A 25,300-nucleotide genomic window follows, 5' to 3' on the forward strand; every position below is an offset into this window, starting at 1 on the left:
ACTTTTAATTTACAGGTTAAGGGCTATTGGGGACAACTCTGATGTTGAATAAACGCTTCCAACAATTGCTGAATGAAAGATAAACGAGCTGCACGCTCCGTCAATTCTGTAATAAATTTCAGTTTAGACGGGCCATCTAGTCGATAGATATGAGGCTGAGTCTGTAATAAACCGATCAAATAATTAGGATCGACTTTATTATCATTGCTAAAATCAATGAAGCCCCCTTTCTCATGTGCTTCAATACGTTTGATACCCAATTTACGGGCTATCAGGCGAATGGAAGCCGATTGTAACAGTTGGCGTCCCGGGTCAGGCAATAAACCAAATCGATCAATGAGTTCGACTTTCAATTCATCCAATTCGGCATCATCTTGCGCGCTGGCGATGCGTTTATAGAAAGACAGGCGCATGTTTACGTCCGGGATATAATCATCGGGTAAAAGTACCGGCATGCGTAGCTCTATGTCGGTCTGGTTATTGGTGAGATCTTCAAGTGAAGGTTCACGTCCGTTTTTGAGTGCATCAACAGCACTTTCCAACAATTCCATATAGAGGGTGAAACCGACGCTGGCCATCTGCCCACTTTGATCTTCACCTAGTAATTCACCAGCCCCTCTGATTTCCAGATCATGAGTCGCCAATGCGAAACCGGCACCTAAATCCTCAAGAGATGCGATAGCCTCCAGCCGTTTTTGGGCGTCACTGGTCATAGCTTTTGGATGTGGTGTCAGCAAATAAGCATAGGCTTGATGATGAGAGCGTCCGACACGTCCACGTAATTGGTGTAATTGAGCCAATCCAAAATGATCGGCGCGTTCAATGATAATGGTATTGGCACTGGGAATATCGATACCTGTTTCAATAATGGTGGTACACACCAAAACATTAAAGCGTTGGTGATGGAAATCTGTCATAACGCGTTCCAAATCACGTTCACGCATTTGACCATGTCCTACAACAATTCTGGCTTCGGGAACCAGTTCTTCCAATCGTGCTTTTGCCTTTTCAATGTTTTCGACATCGTTATAAAGATAATAAACTTGCCCGCCACGCAATATTTCACGCAGGATGGATTCGCGAACAACGAGGCTGTCATATTCCCGCACAAAGGTTTTTACTGCCAAACGACGGGCAGGAGGAGTGGCGATAATGGATAAATCGCGCATGCCACTCATTGCCATATTGAGTGTGCGAGGAATTGGCGTTGCAGTAAGCGTTAGGACATCAACATCTGCACGAATGGCTTTAATACGTTCCTTATGGCGAACCCCGAAGCGATGTTCTTCATCAACGACTAACAAACCGAGATCTTTCCAGCGCAGATCACTTTGTAAAAGTTTATGGGTGCCAATAATGATATCCACTCTCCCTTCAGCCGCCATGTCAATGACTTGTTGTTGTTCCTTTGCACTGCGAAAGCGTGACATAACTTCAATGTGCACAGGCCAGTTAGCAAAGCGATCACGGAAATTATCATAATGCTGCTGTGCCAATAGGGTTGTTGGTACAAGTACGGCGACTTGCTTGTTATTGGTAATGGACAGAAATGCGGCACGCATCGCCACTTCTGTTTTTCCAAACCCGACATCGCCACATACCAGACGATCCATAGCAATGGGCTGACACATATCACCCAGTACAGCGTTGATGGTCTGTTCCTGATCTGGAGTCGTATCGAATGGGAAACTTTGGCAGAACAATTGGTATTGTTCACGATCTTGCTTGAAGGCAAAACCCGGCTTAACAGCGCGTTGGGCATAAACATCCAATAGTTCGGCGGCAACATCACGCACTTTTTCGGCCGCTTTTTGGCGGGCCTTGCTCCATGCTTCTCCCCCCAGTTTATGCAGCGGTGCGCTTTCCTCTGCACCACCAGCATAACGGCTTATAAGATGGAGAGAGGAGACTGGAACGTACAATTTATCTTCTCCTGCGTAGGTAAGGATAAGATACTCAGCCTTGATGCTGCCCGCTTCCAGCGTTGTTAGACCTTGATAACGCCCGACACCATGTTCAAGATGTACGACAGGTTGACCGTGCCGTAACTCAGCGAGATTTCGGATTAGCGTATCAGTATTGATAGTACGCCGGTTATCCTGACGGCGACGACTGACCCGTTCCCCAAGCATGTCACTTTCACAAATAAGCGCGAGTTTATTGTCTTCATCAATAAAACCGTGTTCTGATGCTCCAATCATCAAAAAATGGCCGGGTTTATCAGCTTCTGTTAGCTGGCTTATTTTGGCTGGATTGACTTTGATTCGTGATAACAATTCTTGTACGGATTCCCGGCGTCCTTCACTTTCCACCGAGAACACAATCTTACCGTTAAACTGCTCCATAAAACGGCGCAATTTATCCAAAGGCGCTTTCTGCTGTGGAGACACCGATAGATCAGGCAGAACTTGATAAGCAAGATTGATGTTTCCTGCTTTTTGGGGAAGTGTTTCGTTATCAACTTGAAGACGGGGCCAGTTTTTTAACGCTGAGAATAGCTTATTGACTGGCAACCAAATCCGCTCAGGGGAGAGTAGCGGACGCATGGGATCAACTTTGCGGCTTTCAAATCGTAGTTTTGTGTCCTGCCAGAAACGTTCGGCAGCACTGATAAAATCCTGAGTGATGAGCAGCGTATTTTCGGGTAGATAATCAAGGATGGTCGGCAAGGGCTGTTCAAAGAATAGTGGCTGCCAATACTCAATGCCGGCGGGTAACACTTTTTTACTGACTTGCTGATAAATATGTTCAGCATCACGGCGAACTTCAAACTGCTCGCGCCATTGACTGCGAAAGAGTTCAATCGCATCTTGGTCAGTTGGAAATTCATGGGCTGGCAATAAACTGATTTTTTCCACTTCTGCCAGCGTTCGTTGGGTATCCACATCAAAAGTGCGCAGACTATCGATCTCATCATCAAAAAAATCAATGCGATAAGGATATCCACTACCCATTGGAAACAGATCGAACAAGGCTCCGCGCGTAGCAAATTCACCATGTTCAAGCACTTGTTCAACGCTGCGATAACCGGCTTGTTCTAATTCTGCCCGCAGTTTATCACGGGAAAGGTGTTGCCCTTTGTGCATGACCAAAGCGTGTCCCTTGAGGTACTCATGGGGGCAGACACGCTGCATCAGCGTATTGACAGGTAGGATTAATGCGCCTTTTGTCATGAATGGCAAGTGATACAGCGTGGATAGACGGTTAGAGATGATTTCCTGATGAGGAGAAAAACTATCATAAGGCAAGGTTTCCCAATCTGACATCATCTTTATCGGTGCGCGGGTGAATTGCTGAATTTCATCACGCAATCGAAGGGCATTCTGCATATCCTTTGTCACCAGCAGTATTGGCCCCGAGTGGCGTTCAATGATTGCGGCGCATTCAACAGCGCAGGCGGCACCGGTCAAATGACCTAATTGGCGGATATCACCGCGGCGTTCAGGAAGTTGATAACGATTTTTTGCTGACATAAGTGTTTGATGTGTTCTCTAAGATTCAGTTCATTCCCAACACACTTTTGACCCAGTAGCCTTGTAATAAATAAGCTGGCAGGTTGAGAGAAAGTAAAAAAACAGAACCGGGATGTGAATGGCTCCATAAAGTACAGCTACCCTTTATTATCCTCGTACACTTTGCTTTGGCAACAGGAGAGTAGCAGATTTCATGTTTAGATCAGAAATGAGTGACTTGGCACACTTGGAGATTGTTGATAACTAAAATTTATTTTTTTGTTGATGAGGTTGAAAATACTTGTTAGAAAATTTGGATTGACTGAGGTGTTGTACCATGATGTGGCGTATGACTTTCTGAATTCAGCAATAAGATACGCTGAAATTATTTTGCATAAAAGACAATATACAAAGGTGAAATTTCTATATTTAATAGTCAGAATTCCATCCTATATCTAAAATTTCCATCGTAGCGGTCCACTGGATTCATCAGTACAAAAACATAAAAAATAGAGGGGGTATTATATAGTGATACTTTTGTAGCTATTAATGTGAACATGAATAAATGGAATGCGAAGATATTTTAGAAACTATTTTTATATTACAATATAAACAATCATTTTAATTAATTGTATATTTAATGCTGGGTGATAAAGTATTTTCTATTTTATTATTAAGATTGAATATCAGATATCTGATTAATTTTATGTGTTTTTATTATAGGGTAATGTATGTATATTAATAATTTAATTATTGGAGTTGATATATAAGCATGCAATTTAACTTTCATGGAATTTAAAGAGTGAGAAATAAAATGATTGAAATTCTCGATGTTTGGGGTGAGGGAAGAATAGTTGATGGTAATTGTCCATCTGTTTTTTGTCCAGATACTATCATTACAGGTTTTCCAAATGCAGTAAATATAAATAAATATGATCAAAAAATTTCTAATGGCCCTAATAAAGGAATGGATATTCCTAATCTTTCACCTGTTGATGATTATATAAATCCGAAATTTGCTATAGAAAGTGGTTCATGTAAATACATTACATTAATGGGATCACCGTTAAGTCGCGGTACAGCTGAAGAGATTTTGCGGGTTTTCAGTGAAGAGCAGGGATTCGGGAAAATCTTTTTCTATGATTTATCTTATGTATATTTACAAATGTTTATAGGTATGGCTAGAGATAATTTTGTAATACATGATGGACGGTATAAACCGACTGAATTAAAACACCCTTTTAATGAGATTACAGCAAGCGCTGTTGATGTTTTCTTGCGTGAGTATACTTGTTAAAAATTAGGAGGATTTATGGCTAAAGTCACTGATATTGTTTCCATTGCTAATAATACACCTTATACGATGTCTTTAATAAATGGTGAAAATAGTGAACAAATATTTTCAATTGGAGCAGAAAGAGCCTGGAATGGACATTTATGGGTACCTTGGATTGGAAAGACTTCTGAAAATCACAAAGCTATAAAATTAATTTTAGGGCCAAAGAGTGATAATTACATTTATGTTTTTCAGGATTACTATAATCCTTCTGGTGAGAATGCCGTTAAATATTTTGAGGGATTATCTATGAACTACGATGGTGACACTAAAGAAGTTGAAGGTGATAATAGAGGCGGAGGAAGAAAAATTCTGGTGGTGAATCTAACTGGTAGACATTATGTTTTGAAAATGTTCAGTGGAAATCTATGATAGTTAAAACATAAATTGGCATAATATTTTCATTAAAATAACTTATATTCTAAGGGAACGAAAAATACATTGGTCTAGACTCACTTTAATAAAGTGATAGTTCCCTTTGTTAATATAAGATATTATTTATAGTATTTTTCTGTGTCTATATTTTTATGTTTTTCTAAAATTAAATTTTTTAATTGCTATTAATTCTATTCTTTATGAATTAAGTCATTACGTTGGAGGGTTGTTTGTTTTATAACCTGTACTATGCTTCGTTATTGTCACTCATTTTCTTCGTAAGTGCTTTAAATGTTCGCTTAAGTTCCCTTGATGTAAGCTCATTAAAGTTATGATTGTAAATGAAATTTGTTTAGTTACTTTACTTGCTAAATTATCAATAAATAACTAAAACAGTAAGCTTCTGTAGAAGGCTGTGATTTAGCAGTTTTTTATCTTTGATTTGAAAAGGGAGTAAGTAAATTTCGATAAAACGATGATAGTATGTAGTCAGTGAAGTTAACTTAATAGTTTTTAATTTATACAGAACGTACGTTCATAAATAGAGATAGAATATGGAATCTTTCACTAATCTATTGTTTCTAAATAAATTTCTTTGATACGGCGGATTTCATGTTTCAATCTGTCTCATTATTTATAGGATTGCGCTATATGCGCGGGCGAGCGGTCGATAAATTTGGCCGTTTTGTTTCATGGTTATCAGCTATTGGTATTACGCTGGGGGTGGCTGCACTGATTACCGTATTGTCAGTAATGAACGGTTTTGAGCGCTCACTGGAGAGCAGCATTTTAGGTTTTATGCCTCAGGCTATCATTACATCGGAAAAAGGTTCTATTAATCCGGTTGATCATCCGAGTGATCAGTTGAAAGGATTAAAAGGTGTTAACAACATTACACCTATTGTGCAAGGAGATGTAGTGTTACAAAGCCCCGGTAATGTTGGGGTTGGTGTTATGTTGGGTATCACTCCACATGAATATTCTCCATTGGCGGAACATATTGTCGATGCTGATCGTAGTCAATTACAACCAGGGCGATATTTTGTCATTCTGGGAGAAAGATTGGCTGCAAAATTGAATGTTAAACGTGGTGATAAAATCCGCGTTATTGTACCAAGTGCCAGTCAATTGACGCCGATGGGAAGGATCCCTAGTCAGCGGTTATTTACTGTCGCTGGCACGTTCTTTGTCAATAGTGAGGCTGATGATACAGAAATGCTGGTTAATCAGCAGGATGCAGCGCGATTGTTACGTTATCCTATTGGTAATATTACAGGTTGGCGCTTATATCTCAATGAACCCCTGTTGGTTGATGAACTGAGCCAACAAACTCTGCCGGAAGGGTTGATTTGGAAAGATTGGCGCGAACGCAAGGGGGAATTTTTTCAGGCAGTCCGCATGGAAAAAAATATGATGGGTTTATTGTTGAGCCTGATTATTGCTGTTGCTGCTTTTAATATTATTACTTCTCTTTCTTTGCTGGTGATGGAGAAACAGGGGGAAATAGCCATTTTGCAAACGCAAGGGCTGACCCGCCGTCAGGTAATGGCAATCTTCATGATCCAAGGCGCGGGAGCAGGCATCGTTGGTGCTTTACTGGGAACTGGATTGGGAGTGCTGCTTTCCAGCCAGTTAAATAATCTTATGCCGGTTGTTGGACTGCTGGTTGAAGGCATTCAATTACCTGTTGCCATTGATACCACGCAAGTGGTGATGATCGCTATCAGTGCGATGCTGATATCCCTATTATCAACTTTATATCCTTCCTGGCGCGCGGCTGCCACTCAACCTGCTGAGGCTTTACGTTATGAGTAACCAACCTTTATTGCTGTGTCATCACCTGTGCAAAAAATATCAGGAAGGAAAGGTCTCCACTGAGGTATTGAAAAATGTCACTTTCTCCATGCAGCAAGGAGAAATGATGGCTATTGTCGGGAGTTCGGGATCAGGTAAAAGTACACTTTTACATTTACTTGGTGGTTTGGATTCTCCTACTTCGGGAGAAGTGCTTTTCAAGGGGCAATCACTGAACGATATGTCCTCTTCTGCGCGGGCAGAATTGCGCAACAATGAAATTGGTTTTATTTACCAGTTTCATCATTTATTGCCTGATTTTAATGCACTGGAAAATGTTGCCATGCCGCTATTGATTGGAAGGAAGCCAATTGGCGGGAAATCAATTGGCGGTAAGAAACGTCTGGCACAACAAAAAGCACTGGATATGCTGGCGGCCGTTGGGTTGGAACATCGGGCGCAACATCGGCCATCCGAGCTGTCAGGAGGGGAGCGGCAGCGTGTAGCGATTGCCCGGGCGTTGGTAAATGCGCCTTCATTGGTATTGGCGGATGAACCAACCGGTAATCTTGACCAGCGTAATGCAGACAGTGTGTTTCAGCTTTTGCAAGAGTTGAATCAGCAACAGGGCACGGCATTTCTGGTTGTGACTCATGACTTGAAATTAGCTGACCAACTGACGCGTCAGGTAGAAATGCGTGATGGGTATTTACAGGATGAATTAACCCTAACGGGAGAGATGTAATGGCAAATCTGCCTCTTGCATTACTGACTGCTTTACGGTTCAGCCGGGGCCGCCGTCGTTCAGGAATGGTATCTCTGGTTTCTGTTATTTCGACACTGGGAATTATGCTGGGCGTTGCAGTATTGATTATTGGTCTGAGCGCTATGAATGGCTTTGAGCGAGAACTGAAAAACCGGGTACTTTCTGTTGTTCCACATGGGCAGATTTATGCAGTAGAGCAGCCTTTTCAAGATTGGCAACCGGCGCTTGAGCGTGTAAGGCAGACGCCGGGTATTGTGGGAGCGTCTCCCTATATTACGTTTACCGGCTTGATGGAACGTGGCGAAAAACTCCATGCTGTACAGGTGCGGGGGGTGGATCTGGAAACTGAAGCGGAAGTCAGCACCTTACCTCAGTTTGTGCGTAATGAAGCGTGGAAAACGTTCAGGGCAGGTAAGCATCAGGTAATTTTGGGGCAGGGTGTGGCGAATTCACTGAATGTAAAACAAGGTGATTGGCTGACGGTCATGCTCCCCAATACGGACCCGAGCCTGAAACTCTTACAACCTAAACGTATCCGCTTACAAGTTGCCGGCATTTTCCAATTGGGTGGGATGTTAGATCACAGTTTTGCTTTGGTTCCTTTATCTGATGCCCAGCAATATCTGGATTATGGTAATGCCATTACAGGGATTGCCATCAAAGCCGACAATGTTTTTGCTGCGGAGCAGCGGGTTTTAGAGGCAGGCAAAGCGACTGAAAAATATGTTTATATCAGCACATGGTTAAAAGATTATGGCTATATGTACAACGATATCCAGATGATACGCGGCATTATGTATCTGGCTATGGTTCTGGTTATCGGTGTTGCTTGCTTTAACATCGTTTCAACGCTGATTATGGCTGTCAAAGATAAAAGCAGCGATATTGCTATTTTGCGCACACTGGGCGCTAAAGACAGTCATATCAGGGCCATATTTTTGTGGTATGGATTACTGACAGGCATGATTGGTAGCATCATTGGCGTGGTTGTTGGAGTTTTCACATCATTAAATTTGACGACTATTATTAAGGGACTGGAAAAACTGCTTGGGCATCAATTTTTGTCAGGCGATATCTATTTTATTGATTTTCTGCCGTCAGAATTACATATGATGGATGTTTTTTATGTTTTGCTAACGACATTAGTATTGAGTTTATTGGCTAGTTGGTATCCTGCTCGTCGGGCCAGTCAGCTTGATCCAGCCCGAATTTTAAGCGGTCAATAATAAGCTAAAGTATCAACATGTATTTGATCACGCTATTGTATGATCTTCAATCGGCAAAAAATGGATCAGCAAAACGCTCTCAGGTACATGTTCTGAGTGGAATTAAGAACACCATGCCTTAAGGAAATAGCCATATGCGGGTTCGTTATCGGTGCAGTAAATTTTGCCGGATTAGACGGTTACGGCGTCAAAGGCTGCAAAGACAAATTTTTTACAGGGATACTCAATTGGCAAATAAAATAAGAAAACCCCATGTGGTGGTGCTGACTGGAGCGGGTATTTCTGCCGAGTCAGGCATTAAAACATTCCGCTCTTCCGATGGCCTGTGGGAAGAGCATCGTGTTGAAGATGTTGCTACACCTGAAGGTTTCCAGCGTGATCCGAGTTTAGTACAGGCTTTTTACAATGCACGACGGGAACAGCTCCAACAACCAGAAATTAAACCTAATGCAGCGCATTATGCTTTGGCAGAGCTTGAACAGGTGCTTGGTGACCATTTTCTATTGGTGACACAAAATATTGATAATTTGCATGAACGTGCGGGGAATCATCGTGTGTTACATATGCACGGTGAATTGCTGAAAGTTCGTTGTTGCCAGTCTGGGCAAGTGATTGAGTGGACGGCTGAACTAAGTATGGAAGATCGTTGCCATTGTTGCCAATTCCCATCTCTATTGCGTCCTCATGTCGTGTGGTTCGGGGAAATGCCATTAGGTATGGAGCAAATCTATTCTGCTTTGACTGACGCCGATATCTTTATCGCTATCGGAACATCAGGTCACGTTTACCCCGCTGCCGGTTTTGTACATGAAGCAAAATTATCTGGAGCACATACGGTTGAGCTGAATCTGGAGCCCAGCCAGGTTGAAAACCTGTTCGATGAAAAACACTATGGCTATGCCAGCGAAATTGTTACTCAATATGTTCAGTCTTTAATTCAGCAGGTGAAGGCAGATAAAAGCTGATTTGACGCAATACCTGCGCTATTCATCTTCTCCATAATAAATCCACATGAATTAGGGGGAGAAGATGGATAGACTATTAGAGCGTTTTTTTAAATATATTGCATTTAATACTCAATCAAAACCATCCGCTAAGACCATTCCCAGCAGCGGCGGCCAACTGCAACTCGCTAAAGCCTTATATGAGGAGCTGATTCAACTTGGCTTTGTCGATACTACTTTCGATGGGCGGGGATGTGTTATGGCTACATTACCATCAAATGTTGTCTGGCCTGTACCGATGATTGGCTTTATTGCGCATCTTGATACCTCACCAGACTTTTCTGGAAAGCATGTTAATCCTCAAATTTTGGAAAATTACCGTGGCGGTGATATTGCATTGGGAATAGGCGATGAAGTGTTGTCGCCGGTGATGTTTCCGGTACTGCATAACTTACTGGGAAAAACCTTGATTACGACCGATGGAAAAACCCTGTTAGGTGCGGATGATAAAGCAGGTATCGCTGAAATCATTACCGCTATGGTGCGCTTGCAGCAAAAAAATATCCCACATGGCGATATCCGGATTGCATTCACGCCTGATGAAGAAATTGGTAAAGGTGCGCACTATTTTGATATAGCAGCTTTTGGTGCTGAATGGGCCTATACCGTTGATGGCGGAGGTGTGGGGGAATTGGAATTTGAGAACTTTAATGCGGCATCAGTGCTTATTAAGATTGCAGGTAACACGGCTCATCCCGGCAGTGCCAAAGGCGTAATGGTCAATGCGTTGTCGCTGGCAATGCGTATTCACCATGAATTGCCTGCCGAAGAGACGCCTGAACATACAGAAGATCGTGAAGGTTTTTATCATTTGCTGAGCATAAAAGGTACGGTAGAGCGAGCTGAGATGCACTATATCATCCGGGATTTCGACAGTACAAATTTTGAGAAACGCAAAAAAACACTACTCGCCATTGCTGGAAAAGTAGGAAAAAGCCTGCATCCAGATTGCTATATAGAACTGACGATTGATGATGATTATTACAATATGCACAAAGAGATAATTAAACATCCGCATGTGATTGCATTGGCTAAACAAGCCATGCTGGATTGTGGTATTGAACCGATCATCCAGCCGATTCGGGGTGGCACGGATGGAGCACAGTTATCTTATCGTGGGTTACCTTGTCCGAATATTTTTACCGGCGGATATAATTATCATAGTAAGCACGAATTCATTTCGCTAGAAGGTATGGAGCAGGCGGTTAGCGTTATCATGCGGATTGCTGAATTGGCTGCAAGTCATGAAAATAGAGTGATATCTGATTAATGCTATGACACCAACAGAGTATTTTCTCTTATCACTGATAACGGTTCAGAAATAGGTATCTCAGGTTAGAAATACGAGAAAAGGGGCAAAAAAGAGCCCCTTTGTTCACAGATTAATCATTAAAATACCAATAACCGCTATTAACCAAGGCGGTGAGCAGGCTGATAAACCGAACATCATCGATGGCATCACCCAAAAGTTTGGCGTTGACTTTATCATATTGACAAAGCGCATCAGCGGCGTGGATGTGAGAAGTATCCATCAATTCTCCATTGACGAAACATTGATCACCGACACGCAGGACGCGCAATCCACTCAACCGATTTAGCTCTTCACCCTGTTTCAGTAATTCATAAATCTCGTCACTTTCATAAGGTGGTTCAGGTGGTGCAAGATCCAATTCATGGCGTGATTGCGAGATAAATTCACCAAACCAATGTTGGAAAGTTTCGGGTTGTTCCAACAATTCACGCATCATTGAACGCAGTGAATCCAGTTCATTTGTTTGGATCAACGCTGGGTTATCACGGAATTTCAGGTCGGGATCGCTGTAACGATTGCTGCCTAATTCATTTGCCAGAATATAATCAGCAAATCCACTGAATAACTCACGGGCATTAGGGGCACGGAATCCGACCGAATAATTCAGCGAGTCTTCAATAGCATAGCCTTCATGTGGGAAACCCGGTGGAATATAAAGTATATCGCCCGGCAGCATTTCTTCATCAATAATTGCCTCGAAGGGATCTACCTGCAATAAATCAGGATGAGGGCAATGTTGTTTCATAGGTATTTTTTCACCTACGCGCCAGCGCCGGCGACCTTTTCCCTGAATGATAAAAACATCATATTGATCAAGATGAGGGCCGACACCACCACCGGGCACAGAGAAAGAGATCATCAAATCATCCATGCGCCAGTCAGATAGCACACGGAAAGGTTTCATAAGTGCAGAAGAGGGGAGATGCCAATGGTTGACCGCCTGTACAAGCAATGACCAGTCTTTCTCGCCTAAATGGTCGTAGGATTCAAATGGCCCATGGGAAACTTCCCAGCGCCCATTTTTCTGGCTGACCAAACGGCTATCAATTTCATTTTCCATCGCCAGACCCGCCAGTTCATCGGGAGAAAGGGGATCGATAAACTGATGGAAACCCTGCTTAATCAGCAATGGTCGTTTTTGCCAATGGTTTTGCAAAAACGCCTGCCAGTCCAGATTCAGCTGATAATCCATAGTGACATCCTGAAGTGAGAAGTGAATTTCGCGCTATTATAACGAATAGTTAACGGCGATATCAGATTTGGTTGAAATATTTCGCGATTGTTATGGCAATCACTTAACTATCAGTCAGCTAGGTATCAGCCACCTAGCTATCAGCGATATTGATTTGTTGCACCTGAAATATCACGCTCACTCTGGCCCCACCAAGTGGGCTATCTTCAATATTGATAGTACCTGCATATTGCTCGACAATTTCAGAAGCTATCGACAGACCTAATCCTTGTCCTACTCGCAATGTATCAGCTCGTAAACCACGCTGGAAAATCATTTCACGTTTGTTTGGTGGTACGCCAGGGCCATCGTCATCAACTATTATAGTGACAGAGTTTCCTCCCATGGTGGCGGTGACTCTGACAAACTCCAGACAATATTTACAGGCGTTATCCAGAATACTTCCCATTACTTCAAGAAAGTCATTCTTTTCACCTAGCCATGTCACTTCAGGGGATACATCCAGCGTAATACTGATGCCTTTATGTTGATAGACTTTCGTCAGCGCGCTGATAAGGCTATCCAGCAAAATTGGGACGGAAGAAACTTGTCTGAGGAGCAGGGGATGATCACTGTGCATATTGGCTCGATGCAGATAGTAGCCGATTTGTTGGGATATCCGATCAATTTGCTCAAGCATGATGGGTTCAGCTTGTTCAATGGTCATTTTTTGCGGGGGACGTAGAGAGCGCAGGGTCGATTGTAGCACTGCTAAAGGTGTTTTCAGGCTATGCGTTAAATCAGAAAGCGTTGTGTGGTACTTAGCATAGCGTTTACGCTCATTGTTTAATAAGGAATTTAAGTTCCTGACCAGTTTTTTTAATTCTGTGGGGGGATTTTCATCAAGTTTTTCTCGTTCTCCGTTTTCTAAGGAGCTTATTTGAGTAATCAGCGACTTAATGGGACGAAGGCTCCAATCAGCAGCAAGCCAAATGAGTGGAATAACCAGAAGTAAGTTGGCTATTAACACATATCCAAACCATTCCCAGACCTTTGCTGATTCTTGTACATCCTGTGGCATGATATCAATAATGACGATAGTCAGTGCAGGCAGTCTATCAGTTGCGGGATAAATATTGACCGCCACCGAGTACGTTAACAACACATCATTATCGTCGATTGACTTGTTTGTATCACCTTGATTTGATGTTTGATTATAAAGAAAATCTCCTTTTTCTTTGAGATTTGTCTCTAGTTCATGTAAGCCATCTTTTTTCAGCCAATTAGGATCGAGCATTTTTTCCAGTTCAGGCACATTATTCTGACGCCAGAGTATATTTCCTCTATTGTCATAAATCAGAACCGATAAGCGTGGGTTCATGGAAAAATGCTTCGGAATAAGAATATCCAGCTTGTTGTTATGCCATTGAGCAAGCGTAAAAAATAAATTACTTTGGCTCCGGAGTATAGAGTAGGTTGTTTTATCAAAACTCACTAAATACCCAACAATAGCGACAATTCCATATGATAGCGTTAAGGCTAAAATAATCGCGGCTGTTGCTATGAGGAACCGGGTTCTTAAAGAAAGATGTTTTTCAGAGAAATTACGCATCATGTGATTTCACGTCAAAACGGTATCCTTGACCACGGACGGTGACTATCACCTCCTTGGACCATTCACTCAATATTTTTTTCCTCAAACGTCCCATTAATACATCAATGGTATGACTTTCACGTAATTCTGCATCAGGATATAACTGACGCATTAACGATTCTTTACTGACAACCTTGCCATTATTACGCATCAAGGTTTCAATAATAGTGTATTCAAAGGCGGTCAGCTTGATATTGTTACTATTGATAGAAAACTCTTTTCGTGAAAGATCAATTAAAAAAGGTGAAATTTCAACTAATTGTGAGGCCAATCCATTATTACGTCGCATTAATGCTTGTATCCGGGCATTAATTTCTTCCAGATGGAAAGGCTTAGTCACATAATCATCTGCTCCTGCGTTTAACACAGTTGCTTTTTCCTGCCAGCTATCACGAGCAGTAAGAACAAGAATAGGTAAGTTAATCTGCTCATTACGCCAACGGCGTAACATACTCAGCCCATCCTCGCCAGGTAAACCCAGATCAACGATAGCAATATCAGGATGACTTTCTTTAAGATAATAATCGGCTTCTTTAGCATTCTCCGCGGCATCGACTTGATGCCCAATATCCCGCAGTTGTACGGTTAAGTGATGACGAAGTAATGCGTTATCTTCAACAATCAATATCCGCATAATGATTCCTTATGCTAATCAATAACGTTTACCAAATAAATTTAAAATAGCTAAGTAGTCAAATTCGTCAATAAATATTAAATAAAATTATGGGTAAATCTTTTTATGAGTAACCTTAAGTATAGTAACTATTTAGCTTTTGTTGGTATGTTAATGAGTGAACCATTTAAAAACAAATAATTAGATAGAAATAACAAATAAATTTACAATCTATTTATATTTTATATAAGGTTAGGCTGTTTTTGGAGAGTTTGCTCTCTATATTTTAACTCATTGTTCTGCTGATTTTATTCACTTCTTCAAACCCTGTGGTTATCTACACATTAGCCATGCTCCCTAATAGAGAGTCATTTTTGTTTCAGCTCTGTTTCAATACTGAAAGCATAAGATTTGCAGGTGATTTTTGGTAGGAAGTTCAGCTAATTAAGAAAATCAGTTAAGTGTCGTTGAAGTACAACTTGGATGAGGCGTATTGAATATGGGCGGGATATACTCCGCCCATTTGCATGAAAAAAGTTTATTTCAACTTATCAACCAGCAAAGTGGCATAACCAATGTAGTTTGCTGGTGTCATGGATTTGAGGCGTTCTTTTTCCGCTTCAGGAAGTTCAAGGCCATTGATGAACGTTTTCATTCCTTCAGCATCAACACGTTTGCCGCGCGTCAATTCCTTCAATTTTTCATAAGGTTTTTCAATGCCATAACGGCGCATAACAGTCTGAATAGGCTCCGCCAGCACTTCCCAGTTGTGATCCAGTTCATTCAGTAGGTGCTGTTCATTAACCTCCAACTTACTCAACCCTTTCATGGTGGATTGATAAGCAATCAAAGCATATCCCAGACCTACACCAAGATTGCGCAGTACGGTTGAATCCGTTAGGTCACGCTGCCAACGGGAAACAGGAAGTTTGCTGGCAAGGTGCCCCAAAACGGCGTTTGCCAATCCCAGATTTCCTTCTGAGTTTTCGAAATCAATCGGGTTGACTTTATGTGGCATGGTGGAAGAGCCGATTTCCCCAGCAATGGTTTTTTGTTTGAAGTGATTCAGGGCGATATAACCCCAGATATCGCGATCAAAATCGAGCAGAATGGTATTGAAACGCGCTACACAGTCAAACAGTTCTGCAATGTAGTCATGAGGTTCGATCTGGGTGGTATACGGATTCCATTGGATACCCAGAGAAGTCACAAATGATTCGCTGAATTGATGCCAGTCAATATGTGGATAGGCTGACAGGTGCGCATTATAGTTACCGACTGCTCCGTTGATTTTACCCAGAATGTCTACTTGACTGAGCTGACGGCATTGGCGTTCCATACGATAAGCGACATTAGCCAGCTCCTTGCCGACGGTAGAAGGAGTCGCTGGTTGCCCGTGAGTACGTGATAGCAGAGGAAGATCGCGATAATCGTGCGCCATACGCGTGATGGTGTCGATCAACTGACGCCACTGAGGCAGTAAAACTTCTTCACGGGCAGTTTTAAGCATCAACGCATGTGACAGGTTATTGATATCTTCTGACGTGCAGGCAAAATGAATAAATTCCGCAACTTGATGCAAGGCTGGAATATGCGCGACTTTTTCTTTCAGAAAATATTCAACAGCCTTAACGTCATGGTTAGTTGTGCGTTCAATTTCTTTGATACGCAACGCATCCTGTTCATTGAAATTTGCAATAATTTCATCAAGGTAAGCGTTTGCGTTGGCGTCAAAAGCAGGAACCTCTTTGATTTCTGCTGTAGCGGCCAGTTTTTGCAGCCAACGTACTTCGACCTGCACACGAAATTTCAGTAAGCCGAACTCACTAAAAATGGCGCGTAGCGCGCTGACTTTATCGCCGTAACGGCCATCAATTGGAGAAACAGCGGTCAGTGAGGATAATTCCATTGGTAGCAACTCCCGGATTTTATTTAACAATTTGTGTCTAATAATTTTGTTTAACAACGAGCAAGAATATCTTTTGCCTGTTTGATCAGGCGCTGACGGGAAAACATGATTTGCAGGCGAGTACCGCCAACCTGTTTCCATAAAACGGCACTGCGAATGCCCGCCAGTAAAACGGATCTGACTTTTGCCTGAATGAGTGTATTACGTAATACATCAGGCGACCCTGTAACTTGGATACGAGGCCCCAGTGGACTGATGACGTCGACATAAATCCCTGCAAGAGCGTTGAGCATTCCTTCTGACATAGGTTCAAAATAGGCTTGCTGACGTTCTAACTGATTGATGCGATTTGCTAATTCATTAGCAGCAGATTGATTTTTACTCAGATGACGTTCCAGAGCCATTAAACCCAGCATATAGCGGGTAAGGTCGGCAGAAACACCGCTATGTGAGCCATTGAACATGCCCAGCATAGCATCAAGGCCAATGCGAAGGTTGCAGGCATTGTTGCCAAAAACATCCAATGTGGATGCCGGGTTCATATTCAAAATACTGTTGAGCATCATTTCAAAAGCATCATTATCGCACTGGCCTTCATGAGCAAGCTTTTGTACCAGACGACCTGACTGGCAGATACCTGCCAGCGCCAGTGTAATGTCGTAATAATTTTTAGCCACAATTACTCCTGTATACGTTGTTCGATCACGCCACCACCGAGACAGATCTCATCTTGATAAAACACGGCTGATTGGCCGGGAGTGACAGCGGCAACAGGGCTATCAAAACGGATTTCAATTTTATCTTCGCTTAGGGGAACAATAGTGCAGGGAATATCGTGCTGACGGTAGCGTGTTTTCACTACACAACGAATTTTTGTCTTCAATGGTTGGCGATCAACCCAATGAAGTTGCTGTGCAATCAAACCAACAGACATCAGGCGAGGATGTTCATGGCCTTGAGCAACAACCAGCGTATTGTTTTCGACATCTTTATCAACAACATACCATGGTTCTTCACTGCCATCCTTCGTTCCGCCGATCCCCAATCCTTTGCGTTGGCCCAGTGTATGATACATCAAGCCAGAATGCTGGCCGATAGTTTGCCCGTCGACTGTCATAATTGGGCCCGGTTGGGCAGGCAAATAGCGTCCCAGAAAATCACGGAATTTGCGTTCACCAATAAAGCAGATACCAGTCGAATCTTTTTTCTTTGCTGTGATCAGACCGAGCTCTTCGGCAATGCGGCGTACTTCAGGTTTTTCGAGTTCGCCAACGGGGAATAGACTCTTGGCAACCTGCTGGTGACTTAAGGTATATAAGAAATAGCTTTGATCTTTATTGCCATCCAGACCGCGAAGCAATTGGCTAATGCCATCGACATCCCGGCGACGGACATAGTGCCCGGTTGCAATGTAGTCAGCACCCAAATCCTCAGCGGCAAACTCTAGAAACGCTTTGAATTTGATCTCTTTATTGCAAAGAATGTCCGGATTTGGGGTTCTGCCAGCTTTATATTCAGCAAGAAAATGTTCAAATACATTGTCCCAATATTCGGCTGCAAAATTGATGGTATGCAGTTCAATGCCCAGTTTGTCACAAACGGCTTGCGCATCGGCAAGATCGGCGGCTGCCGAGCAATACTCTTCACCATCGTCTTCTTCCCAGTTTTTCATGAACAGGCCAGCTACCTGGTAGCCCTGCTGTTGCAGAAGGTAGGCGGAAACTGATGAATCAACACCGCCGGACATTCCGACAATGACTTTTTTCTGGCTGTTATCTGACATGGATATATCTCACTGCGGAAAAAAACAAACGCAATACTTTAGCACGTTGGTGGCTGTGGTGCATCAAACGTCTCACGTTCTTTCTATTCGATTTTTTTATTTATGCGGCCATTTTCAAAAGGGGGGCCGTAACTGTCCAATATCGATAGAGGATACGCCTTGTGTTCTAAGTAGCAGTGAATACTTTCAGCGACCAGTGGTGAGCGTAGTTGAGAACTGTTAATAATTTCTTCTGCGCTTAACCAGTGGCAGCAATGGATATCGTCATCTTGTGGATTAGTATCAATGATTTTTTCCATTTCAACCAAGAACAGAAAACGGATAAATGGCGTTCCATCGGGAGCAATCCATTGATATAGTTTTAAAAATGCCTGTAGTTGAGCACGAATCCCTGTTTCTTCCCACAATTCCCGTTCAGCGGCTTCCTGCAATGTTTCTCCGGCTTCAAGATGACCAGCAGGCTGGTTCCAGAGAGATTTACCATTGATTAGTTCTTCGACAACCAGAAATTTATTTTCTGCATGTACAATACAAGCAACAGTGATATGTGGACTAAACAAGATTAATTTCTCTCCATTCTCCGGGGGACAATGAGCTTAATTGTATCGAACCCATACTGAAACGAATTAGGCGCAATGTGGGAAAACCAACATGAGCAGTCATTCTGCGTACCTGACGGTTACGGCCTTCATATAGCGTTATCTTGAGCCAGCTTACGGGAATATTTCTTCGCTCTCGAATGGGTGGCATTCGTTTCCAGAGCCATTCTGGTTCTTCCACTCGTTCTGCGCCGGCAGGTAGTGTCGGACCATCTTTTAACGTGACGCCATTGCGCAGCTTATCCAGAGCTGCCTCATCAGGAATGCCTTCTACCTGAACATAATAAACTTTAGCTGTTTTTTTGTGAGGTTGAGTCAACCTGGCTTGCAATTTACCGTCATTGGTTAACACGAGTAACCCTTCGCTGTCGCGATCCAAACGACCTGCGGCATAAACATCAGTAAACGGAATAAAATCTTTTAACGTTGTTCTTCCCATTTCATCGGTGAACTGGGGAAGAACATCATAAGGTTTGTTAAAGATTAATACCCGACGAGGACCTGTTAATTTTTTTATCGTATTGTTATTTTTTCTTTGGCTGAATCGGTTAAGTTGGCGTTTTTTAAAAGAGATATTTGTCATGATAAGCCATCGCGAAAAATTAGGGTGCGTATTATACCTTAAATCTGTGACCATTGGCGTTTGCAGAATATTCAAGTAGTATTGACACGTCCCTTACAAAAATTTAACAAGGCATTGCGTTTATTTGAAAGGAGAGGTTAATGGAAAGCAAAGTAGTTGTTCCGGCGGAAGGTAAAAAAATTACTATCGATGCCAAAGGTAAATTAAATGTTCCGAATAACCCTGTAATCCCTTATATCGAAGGGGATGGCATTGGTGTTGATGTTACGCCGGTCATGCTGAAAGTTGTGGATGCTGCTGTTCAGAAAGCTTATAGCAGCGAGCGCAAAATTTCTTGGATGGAAATCTACACAGGTGAAAAATCCACACATGTTTATGGTAAAGATGTTTGGTTGCCAGATGAAACACTGGATTTGATCCGTGAATACCGTGTTGCTATCAAAGGCCCTCTGACAACGCCAGTCGGTGGCGGCATCCGCTCGCTGAACGTGGCGCTGCGCCAGCAATTGGATCTGTATGTCTGCCTGCGCCCGGTTCGTTACTATCAAGGTACACCAAGCCCTGTTAAACAGCCTGAGCTGACTGATATGGTCATTTTCCGCGAAAATGCTGAAGATATCTATGCGGGTATCGAGTGGAAAGCCGGTTCAGCGGAAGCGGACAAAGTCATCAAATTCCTGCAAGATGAAATGGGTGTTAGCAAAATTCGTTTCCCTCAACAGTGTGGCATCGGCGTGAAGCCTTGTTCAGAAGAGGGCACTAAACGCTTGGTGCGTGCTGCAATTGAATACGCTATTGATAATGATCGTGAATCCGTGACTCTGGTTCATAAAGGCAACATCATGAAATTCACTGAGGGTGCCTTTAAAGATTGGGGTTATGAATTGGCCCGCACTGAATTTGGCGGAGAACTTCTGGATGGCGGCCCGTGGGTTAAGATCAAAAATCCTAAGAGTGGCAAAGACATTATCATCAAGGATGTGATTGCAGATGCTTTCCTGCAACAAATTCTGCTTCGCCCTGCTGAATACGACGTTATCGCTTGTATGAACTTGAATGGTGACTACATTTCTGATGCCTTGGCTGCGCAAGTCGGCGGTATCGGTATCGCTCCGGGTGCAAACATTGGTGACGAGTGTGCATTGTTCGAAGCAACACACGGTACTGCACCTAAATATGCGGGTCAGGATAAAGTCAATCCGGGTTCTGTCATTCTCTCCGCTGAGATGATGTTACGCCATATGGGTTGGTTAGAAGCGGCTGATCTCATCGTTAAGGGAATGGAAGGCGCAATCGCTGCCAAGACCGTCACTTACGATTTCGAACGCCTGATGGATGGCGCTAAGCTGCTGAAATGCAGTGAGTTCGGTGATGCAATCATCTCTCACATGTAATTGATTGCGTAACTGAATAAATAACGGGAGCTTAATGGTTCCCGTTAGTTTATTATCACGTATGAAACGGTTATCAAAATCTATCAAATTTTGAACGACTCAGGCGACAATTTTTATCCAACTTTTACCACGGTCATCATGGTATTTATCGGTCTGTTGTTGTGTTTTATGCCTTTAAATCTTTCGTATTGACACCTTGTTCGCGGTATAGACGCTCCGACAATGAGTGTTGTTCATGGAAAGTTGCTGGAGTTCCTTCTCCCCGATTTTGATAGTGCGTGGTTTGAGGCGGTATTTTATATAAGAGTAAAAAGGGATGTCATTTCTACACGTACGTCATTCGGAATAACCACCGTGTTCATATTCATATTCGAAATACTCCCTAAAGTTATCGTCATTTTTTACGAAATTCAAAAGCATCAAGGATGATGCCTGTTATCCTCAATATAGGGTCTACGTCAGACTAAAAGACAAAGTATATATGGGTATAAATAAGACAGAATTAACTTGTTAAAAAATAGTGAATTAGTTGTAACGTGGTCGCTTATGCGGCCTTTTTTACGTCCAGAGGAGAACTAAATGGCTAACTGGATTTGAGGCATTACTAATGCTGAGGAAAATTGCTTGCTTAGCTGCCCTGTTTGCCTCAATGGGATACCTCCAATAGAAGTACTGACACCACTCTTGCTAGTGTTAATGTATATTCCAGGAGCTATTTTGATTCGTTTTCTGAATTTAAAGCCCATAATTACCTCGCATTACATTGTTTTATTTAGAATATTTCTAATGTTTATAGTGCAGTCTAACGAGATATTCAGTGGCAAAGATTTCGACCATCAAGGCCAAACCTAACTCTAGTAAATTGCAAAACAAGGGTGGCCTTAAGCCCCGCAAGGGGTCATTTTTCATCCATTAAAGTTGATAATAGATATTCATTGAATTACAATTTAATGACAACGTCATTCAATGAGGTATTTTATTATGGCTACAAACCAGTTAGTACAAACCCGTATTGACGGTGAAATTAAGGCAGAAGCTGCTGCCGTTTTAGCTGCAATGGGGCTGACTGTATCAGATGCAGTTCGTATGATGTTAACGCGAGTAGCAAGGGAAAAAGCGTTACCGTTTGAACCTTTGATACCGAATGAGACAACAATAGCCGCAATGAAAGAAGCCCGTAAAGGTTGCGGTAAATCATTCTCTACAGTTAAAGATTTGATGGCAGATCTCAATGCGGGCGACTGACTACACGAGCCAGTTTTAGCGTGATTTCAAGAGGGAAAAGAAAGGCCGACATCGTGAAATTCTTGATGAATCCCTTATGTCGGTGATTGAGTTATTGGCTTCTGATACTCCACTGGATCCGAAATATTGTGATCATGCCCTTTCTGGTGATTGGACGGATTTTCGAGACTGTCACATTAAACCTGACTTGATATTGACTTATCAGAAGCCAGACGCTGGCACATTGCGCCTTGTCCGCCTTGGCTCTCACTCAGAGCTTGGTTTATAGCATCTCTTTGACAGAAACAGAACCAACCTGAATACAGCTCACTTCTCACGTCTTTTTTCGTATACGCCGCTTAACTGCGGCTTTTTTTTACATCTAAAAACAGGTGAGATATGTTTGGAATGCCAGATATACCCAATTGGAAGGGAGTTCCTAGCGTCGCAATGGATGAGGGTATCAGTCTGGGCGGTGCTACATTAATAAATACGCTGTTTGGTAATTATTGAGGCATATTCAATCAATATGGTATCTCCCTTTTACTTGCTGGTAGCGTAATATCACTGCAATACCAGAACCAATATCGGGTAGTGAGTGCGCCGATAACTTCTTGTTAAATCATGTGGTTATATATAGCCAGTCAGTGGTCTTTCTTAGCTTTCAAATGAAAATAATTAAATCCAAATTGTTATGTATATTCTGACTATATAATGTTACGTCATATGGGCTGGTTCGAAGCGGCTGATCTCATCGTTAAGGGAATGGAAGGCGCAATCGCTGCCAAGACCGTCACTTACGATTTCGAACGCCTGATGGATGGCGCTAAATTGCTTAAATGCAGTGAGTTCGGTGATGCAATCATCTCTCACATGTAATTGATTGCGTAACTGAATAGATAACGGGAGTTTAATGGTTCCCGTTAATTTTTTATTCCCTGCAATTTCTTAGAATAGATATCCAGTAATGGCTTATACTTGTTGATAACTTATCTCACTATGGTGCGCTTATGTGGAACAGCTATCCTCAGAGAGGAAATATGCGGTTATTAGCAAATTTTCTGTCACCAATAGATGCTCACATTATCTTGGGTAGAATGTTATCAGAAGGCATTTGTGCGGTAGTGATAGATGAAAATATCATATGGAATAATTACATGTGTTCTCAGGCATTTGGAGGGGTGAAACTCCTTGTCCATCACTGTGATATTGAGCGGGCGAAAGAGATATTTTTTAAAATTGAAGATAATCAGTATCTTTTAGATGGAAAACAATCGGGTTTAGAAAAAAGAAAATTATCATCACCTCGATATTCTTTTACGATGCTAATAAACATTTTTTTAGTTCTTTCTTTGTTTTTGACAACAGGCATAGCTTTACCTTTAAAATTTGATGCTTATTCTTCTCTGTAATTATAATAACCTGAACGTGCGGATTTTTGACGGTAAATATTTTCAATGTTATGGCGATTTTATATAACAGGAGAATATCAGGAAAAACAGTAAATGATGTATGTCCGTTATTAGAAATGTCTTGTGATAATGGATATGAACGCAGTTGTAAGGTGCTAAAATTGCACCCTAATTAATAACCAATTGAAATTGAAAGCAAACTTATTAAATCTTCATGCAACTGCTACCTAGTGAGCAAAATTTGTTTTCTCTTGCTCATGGAACAGAGCGAAAAGACGGATATTTCACCATCAGATTGAAAGAGGAAATGCAGTGCGTACTTTTATCGGAATGGAATTTATTCCACAGAGTTGATATCTACCTGACAGATTTCAAGTTGTAGCACAGTCAACAAAGCAACAATTTGAAAGACGATGGATATAGATATTAGTGAAATAGAGCGACGACATGAGTCAGTCGCTCTATAGGAAGTTTATTTAACCCCCTGAGATAAGGAGTGCTTTGTTTGCTCTTTGCAGGCTTTGACTGATTTATCCAATGATTCATCAAAATGGCGGGGACTCGGGAATGCCTGTTTATTTTTTCTGACTTCTGTGACGGTTTGTTTGATAGATGCAATAAACTCATTCTTGTTGCTATGGATTTCTTTGAGATCGAACCCCTTATTGCTTAATTCACTAAAAGCTTTTTGGGCTATCGCATCAGGTGAGGCATTGGTTTTAAATGCTTCAACAGAGACTTTTCCAAACAAATCACAATAGGTTTCTACTGTTTTATCTACATTCGCCTGTGCGGCATAAGAGAAGAACGGGGCAAGGAAAAGTGGCAGTAAAAGACGTTTCATAATTTCCTCTTGATCGACTATACCATGATAGTGGTGACAACATTAACAATAGTACATTATTCATTGTTTGTGCCGAATCCCGGTAGAAAATCGGACTTGTTAAATATGTGTTTATTGGTGTTTCTGCTCTACACACTGACCTCTTTTACATAATGCACGGAGTGTTTTAACGGGATCATTCTTACCGTTTATATTGATGCGAGTAAGAAGGTTAACATTTTTGTCAGTAATTTTGAGCGCATCAACTTCCAGATAATTCCCAGATCCTACCGAAAGCTTGGTGACGATTAATTCTTTGGCACCATCATCGTTGATGTCTGCAAATGTAATTCTGGGCTTATTGTTATCATCAAACACTGAACCGTCACGGGAAAAAATGGCTCCAGTTTCAAATTCTGAGAGCTCTTTATCTTTGAAAACAGCGATTGAATAGCTGCCAATTGATTCACTTTCCAAATCACCGACTGATATAACAGCAAATCGTTTATCAGGTAAGTTAATCAATGCTCCATCCTTTGCGATAGCTGGTACTGATAAAAACAGGACGGTTAGAGAGGAAATAACAATAGTTTTTAGGCTCTTACTTATACACATAAGCAATACTCCATTGTTTACTATCTTGTTCGATATACTCATAGGATGAGATTTATAGAGTAGCACGAATTTTGAAAGACCATATTTTTAGTAAAAGTGTAATTCGGAATCTATTTGGAGCCAACGCTATAGTGCTTAAATATCGGAAATAAAACATAAGATTATCTGATTTTTCCGAGGGCTTTGAGAAATGAAATTCATTACGATAAGGAATGGAAAAATATTTTGTGGTATAGGTTATTTTTGATGTATTTA

General features: G+C 41.9%; 22 protein-coding genes and 3 pseudogenes. 12 read left to right on the top strand and 13 right to left on the bottom strand.

Features of this window, described 5'->3' with window-relative positions; translation table 11 throughout:
- Positions 1-23: 23 nt before the first annotated feature.
- Positions 24-3,473, bottom strand: a complete 3,450-nt coding sequence (gene mfd, locus Xmir_RS04545; protein ID WP_099113233.1) for a transcription-repair coupling factor — start codon at positions 3,471-3,473, stop codon at positions 24-26.
- 793 nt (positions 3,474-4,266) lie between these two features.
- Here mfd and Xmir_RS04550 point away from each other — a divergent pair.
- From Xmir_RS04550 to pepT, 7 genes are all read left to right on the top strand, one after another.
- The gene (locus tag Xmir_RS04550; RefSeq protein WP_167385940.1) at positions 4,267-4,749 is read left to right on the top strand and encodes a hypothetical protein; all 483 of its coding nucleotides are present in this window, start codon (positions 4,267-4,269) and stop codon (positions 4,747-4,749) included.
- Between the two features lie 15 nt (positions 4,750-4,764).
- Positions 4,765-5,160, top strand: coding sequence for a hypothetical protein (locus Xmir_RS04555; protein WP_099113235.1), 396 nt, complete (start codon positions 4,765-4,767; stop codon positions 5,158-5,160).
- Between the two features lie 615 nt (positions 5,161-5,775).
- Positions 5,776-6,978 (top strand): lipoprotein-releasing ABC transporter permease subunit LolC, encoded by a 1,203-nt coding sequence (gene lolC / locus Xmir_RS04560; RefSeq protein ID WP_099113236.1) that lies wholly within the window; start codon positions 5,776-5,778, stop codon positions 6,976-6,978.
- The gene (gene lolD / locus Xmir_RS04565) at positions 6,971-7,702 is read left to right on the top strand and encodes a lipoprotein-releasing ABC transporter ATP-binding protein LolD (protein WP_099113237.1); all 732 of its coding nucleotides are present in this window, start codon (positions 6,971-6,973) and stop codon (positions 7,700-7,702) included. Before lolC ends, lolD begins: the two co-directional genes overlap by 8 nt.
- Entirely contained in the window at positions 7,702-8,949 is a 1,248-nt protein-coding gene (gene lolE, locus Xmir_RS04570) for a lipoprotein-releasing ABC transporter permease subunit LolE (protein WP_099113238.1), read from the top strand. The genes lolD and lolE overlap by 1 nt, the downstream gene beginning before the upstream one ends.
- A 134-nt stretch (positions 8,950-9,083) precedes the next feature.
- Positions 9,084-9,914: a Sir2 family NAD+-dependent deacetylase gene (gene cobB, locus Xmir_RS04575; RefSeq protein WP_099113239.1), complete on the top strand. Its 831-nt coding sequence runs from the start codon at positions 9,084-9,086 to the stop codon at positions 9,912-9,914.
- 64 nt (positions 9,915-9,978) lie between these two features.
- Positions 9,979-11,223 (top strand): peptidase T, encoded by a 1,245-nt coding sequence (pepT, locus tag Xmir_RS04580; protein ID WP_099113240.1) that lies wholly within the window; start codon positions 9,979-9,981, stop codon positions 11,221-11,223.
- 112 nt (positions 11,224-11,335) lie between these two features.
- On the opposite strand, the gene Xmir_RS04585 is transcribed toward pepT, so the two are convergent.
- From Xmir_RS04585 to rluE, 8 genes are all read right to left on the bottom strand, one after another.
- A complete protein-coding gene (locus tag Xmir_RS04585) occupies positions 11,336-12,457 on the bottom strand; it encodes a ribosomal protein uL16 3-hydroxylase (protein ID WP_099113241.1) in 1,122 nt (373 codons plus the stop codon).
- A gap of 133 nt (positions 12,458-12,590) precedes the next feature.
- On the bottom strand, positions 12,591-14,048 hold the full coding sequence (gene phoQ, locus Xmir_RS04590) for a two-component system sensor histidine kinase PhoQ (protein WP_422646030.1): 1,458 nt from the start codon (positions 14,046-14,048) through the stop codon (positions 12,591-12,593).
- Positions 14,041-14,724, bottom strand: a complete 684-nt coding sequence (gene phoP, locus Xmir_RS04595) for a two-component system response regulator PhoP (RefSeq protein WP_099113243.1) — start codon at positions 14,722-14,724, stop codon at positions 14,041-14,043. The genes phoQ and phoP overlap by 8 nt, the downstream gene beginning before the upstream one ends.
- 517 nt (positions 14,725-15,241) lie before the next feature.
- Positions 15,242-16,612 (bottom strand): adenylosuccinate lyase, encoded by a 1,371-nt coding sequence (purB, locus tag Xmir_RS04600; protein WP_099113244.1) that lies wholly within the window; start codon positions 16,610-16,612, stop codon positions 15,242-15,244.
- A 50-nt stretch (positions 16,613-16,662) separates the two neighbouring features.
- Complete coding sequence (hflD, locus tag Xmir_RS04605) at positions 16,663-17,289, bottom strand: high frequency lysogenization protein HflD (protein WP_099113245.1); 627 nt, start codon at positions 17,287-17,289, stop codon at positions 16,663-16,665.
- Between the two features lie 2 nt (positions 17,290-17,291).
- Positions 17,292-18,395 carry a tRNA 2-thiouridine(34) synthase MnmA gene (gene mnmA / locus Xmir_RS04610; protein ID WP_099113246.1) on the bottom strand — a complete coding sequence of 368 codons (1,104 nt, stop codon included), beginning with the start codon at positions 18,393-18,395 and terminating at the stop codon, positions 17,292-17,294.
- A gap of 83 nt (positions 18,396-18,478) precedes the next feature.
- Complete coding sequence (locus tag Xmir_RS04615; protein ID WP_099113247.1) at positions 18,479-18,955, bottom strand: NUDIX hydrolase; 477 nt, start codon at positions 18,953-18,955, stop codon at positions 18,479-18,481.
- Complete coding sequence (gene rluE / locus Xmir_RS04620) at positions 18,948-19,577, bottom strand: 23S rRNA pseudouridine(2457) synthase RluE (RefSeq protein ID WP_099113248.1); 630 nt, start codon at positions 19,575-19,577, stop codon at positions 18,948-18,950. Before rluE ends, Xmir_RS04615 begins: the two co-directional genes overlap by 8 nt.
- 140 nt (positions 19,578-19,717) lie before the next feature.
- On the opposite strand from rluE, the gene icd reads away from it, so the two are divergent.
- Positions 19,718-20,971, top strand: coding sequence for an NADP-dependent isocitrate dehydrogenase (icd, locus tag Xmir_RS04625; protein ID WP_099113249.1), 1,254 nt, complete (start codon positions 19,718-19,720; stop codon positions 20,969-20,971).
- 99 nt (positions 20,972-21,070) lie between these two features.
- Here icd and Xmir_RS04630 read toward each other — a convergent pair.
- Together Xmir_RS04630 and Xmir_RS04640 are read right to left on the bottom strand one after the other, a co-directional pair.
- Positions 21,071-21,233, bottom strand: a pseudogene (locus Xmir_RS04630) (integrase); the annotation flags it as partial.
- A 313-nt stretch (positions 21,234-21,546) separates the two neighbouring features.
- Positions 21,547-21,717 (bottom strand): DUF4236 domain-containing protein, encoded by a 171-nt coding sequence (locus Xmir_RS04640; protein ID WP_099113251.1) that lies wholly within the window; start codon positions 21,715-21,717, stop codon positions 21,547-21,549.
- A gap of 235 nt (positions 21,718-21,952) precedes the next feature.
- Between Xmir_RS04640 and Xmir_RS04645 the strand changes: the two genes are divergently transcribed.
- The 4 genes and pseudogenes from Xmir_RS04645 to Xmir_RS04660 all read left to right on the top strand — a co-directional run bounded on the left by Xmir_RS04645 (position 21,953) and on the right by Xmir_RS04660 (position 23,607).
- Entirely contained in the window at positions 21,953-22,216 is a 264-nt protein-coding gene (locus Xmir_RS04645; protein WP_099113252.1) for a type II toxin-antitoxin system RelB/DinJ family antitoxin, read from the top strand.
- 31 nt (positions 22,217-22,247) lie between these two features.
- Positions 22,248-22,484 (top strand): annotated as a pseudogene (locus Xmir_RS04650) (type II toxin-antitoxin system YafQ family toxin); the annotation flags it as partial.
- Between the two features lie 404 nt (positions 22,485-22,888).
- Positions 22,889-23,074: pseudogene (locus Xmir_RS04655) on the top strand (isocitrate/isopropylmalate family dehydrogenase); the annotation flags it as partial.
- Positions 23,075-23,205: 131 nt separating this feature from the next.
- A complete protein-coding gene (locus Xmir_RS04660) occupies positions 23,206-23,607 on the top strand; it encodes a putative signal transducing protein (protein ID WP_099113253.1) in 402 nt (133 codons plus the stop codon).
- Positions 23,608-24,079: 472 nt separating this feature from the next.
- Here the strand turns inward: Xmir_RS04660 and Xmir_RS04670 are convergent, their stop codons facing one another.
- Positions 24,080-24,451 carry a hypothetical protein gene (locus tag Xmir_RS04670; RefSeq protein ID WP_099113254.1) on the bottom strand — a complete coding sequence of 124 codons (372 nt, stop codon included), beginning with the start codon at positions 24,449-24,451 and terminating at the stop codon, positions 24,080-24,082.
- Between the two features lie 111 nt (positions 24,452-24,562).
- Positions 24,563-25,045, bottom strand: coding sequence for a PliI family lysozyme inhibitor of I-type lysozyme (locus Xmir_RS04675; RefSeq protein ID WP_099113255.1), 483 nt, complete (start codon positions 25,043-25,045; stop codon positions 24,563-24,565).
- Between the last annotated feature and the right edge of the window lie 255 nt (positions 25,046-25,300).

The organism is Xenorhabdus miraniensis, assembly GCF_002632615.1.

Excerpts from the sequence above, each read along its gene's own strand:
- mfd (WP_099113233.1), bottom strand. The coding sequence starts at position 3,473 with ATGTCAGCAAAAAATCGTTATCAACTTCCTGAACGCCGCGGTGATATC.
- Xmir_RS04550 (WP_167385940.1), top strand. The coding sequence starts at position 4,267 with ATGATTGAAATTCTCGATGTTTGGGGTGAGGGAAGAATAGTTGATGGT.
- Xmir_RS04555 (WP_099113235.1), top strand. The coding sequence starts at position 4,765 with ATGGCTAAAGTCACTGATATTGTTTCCATTGCTAATAATACACCTTAT.
- lolC (WP_099113236.1), top strand. The coding sequence starts at position 5,776 with ATGTTTCAATCTGTCTCATTATTTATAGGATTGCGCTATATGCGCGGG.
- lolD (WP_099113237.1), top strand. The coding sequence starts at position 6,971 with ATGAGTAACCAACCTTTATTGCTGTGTCATCACCTGTGCAAAAAATAT.
- lolE (WP_099113238.1), top strand. The coding sequence starts at position 7,702 with ATGGCAAATCTGCCTCTTGCATTACTGACTGCTTTACGGTTCAGCCGG.
- cobB (WP_099113239.1), top strand. The coding sequence starts at position 9,084 with ATGCGGGTTCGTTATCGGTGCAGTAAATTTTGCCGGATTAGACGGTTA.
- pepT (WP_099113240.1), top strand. The coding sequence starts at position 9,979 with ATGGATAGACTATTAGAGCGTTTTTTTAAATATATTGCATTTAATACT.
- Xmir_RS04585 (WP_099113241.1), bottom strand. The coding sequence starts at position 12,457 with ATGGATTATCAGCTGAATCTGGACTGGCAGGCGTTTTTGCAAAACCAT.
- phoQ (WP_422646030.1), bottom strand. The coding sequence starts at position 14,048 with ATGCGTAATTTCTCTGAAAAACATCTTTCTTTAAGAACCCGGTTCCTC.
- phoP (WP_099113243.1), bottom strand. The coding sequence starts at position 14,724 with ATGCGGATATTGATTGTTGAAGATAACGCATTACTTCGTCATCACTTA.
- purB (WP_099113244.1), bottom strand. The coding sequence starts at position 16,612 with ATGGAATTATCCTCACTGACCGCTGTTTCTCCAATTGATGGCCGTTAC.
- mnmA (WP_099113246.1), bottom strand. The coding sequence starts at position 18,395 with ATGTCAGATAACAGCCAGAAAAAAGTCATTGTCGGAATGTCCGGCGGT.
- rluE (WP_099113248.1), bottom strand. The coding sequence starts at position 19,577 with ATGACAAATATCTCTTTTAAAAAACGCCAACTTAACCGATTCAGCCAA.
- icd (WP_099113249.1), top strand. The coding sequence starts at position 19,718 with ATGGAAAGCAAAGTAGTTGTTCCGGCGGAAGGTAAAAAAATTACTATC.
- Xmir_RS04640 (WP_099113251.1), bottom strand. The coding sequence starts at position 21,717 with ATGGGCTTTAAATTCAGAAAACGAATCAAAATAGCTCCTGGAATATAC.
- Xmir_RS04645 (WP_099113252.1), top strand. The coding sequence starts at position 21,953 with ATGGCTACAAACCAGTTAGTACAAACCCGTATTGACGGTGAAATTAAG.
- Xmir_RS04660 (WP_099113253.1), top strand. The coding sequence starts at position 23,206 with ATGTGGAACAGCTATCCTCAGAGAGGAAATATGCGGTTATTAGCAAAT.
- Xmir_RS04670 (WP_099113254.1), bottom strand. The coding sequence starts at position 24,451 with ATGAAACGTCTTTTACTGCCACTTTTCCTTGCCCCGTTCTTCTCTTAT.
- Xmir_RS04675 (WP_099113255.1), bottom strand. The coding sequence starts at position 25,045 with ATGTGTATAAGTAAGAGCCTAAAAACTATTGTTATTTCCTCTCTAACC.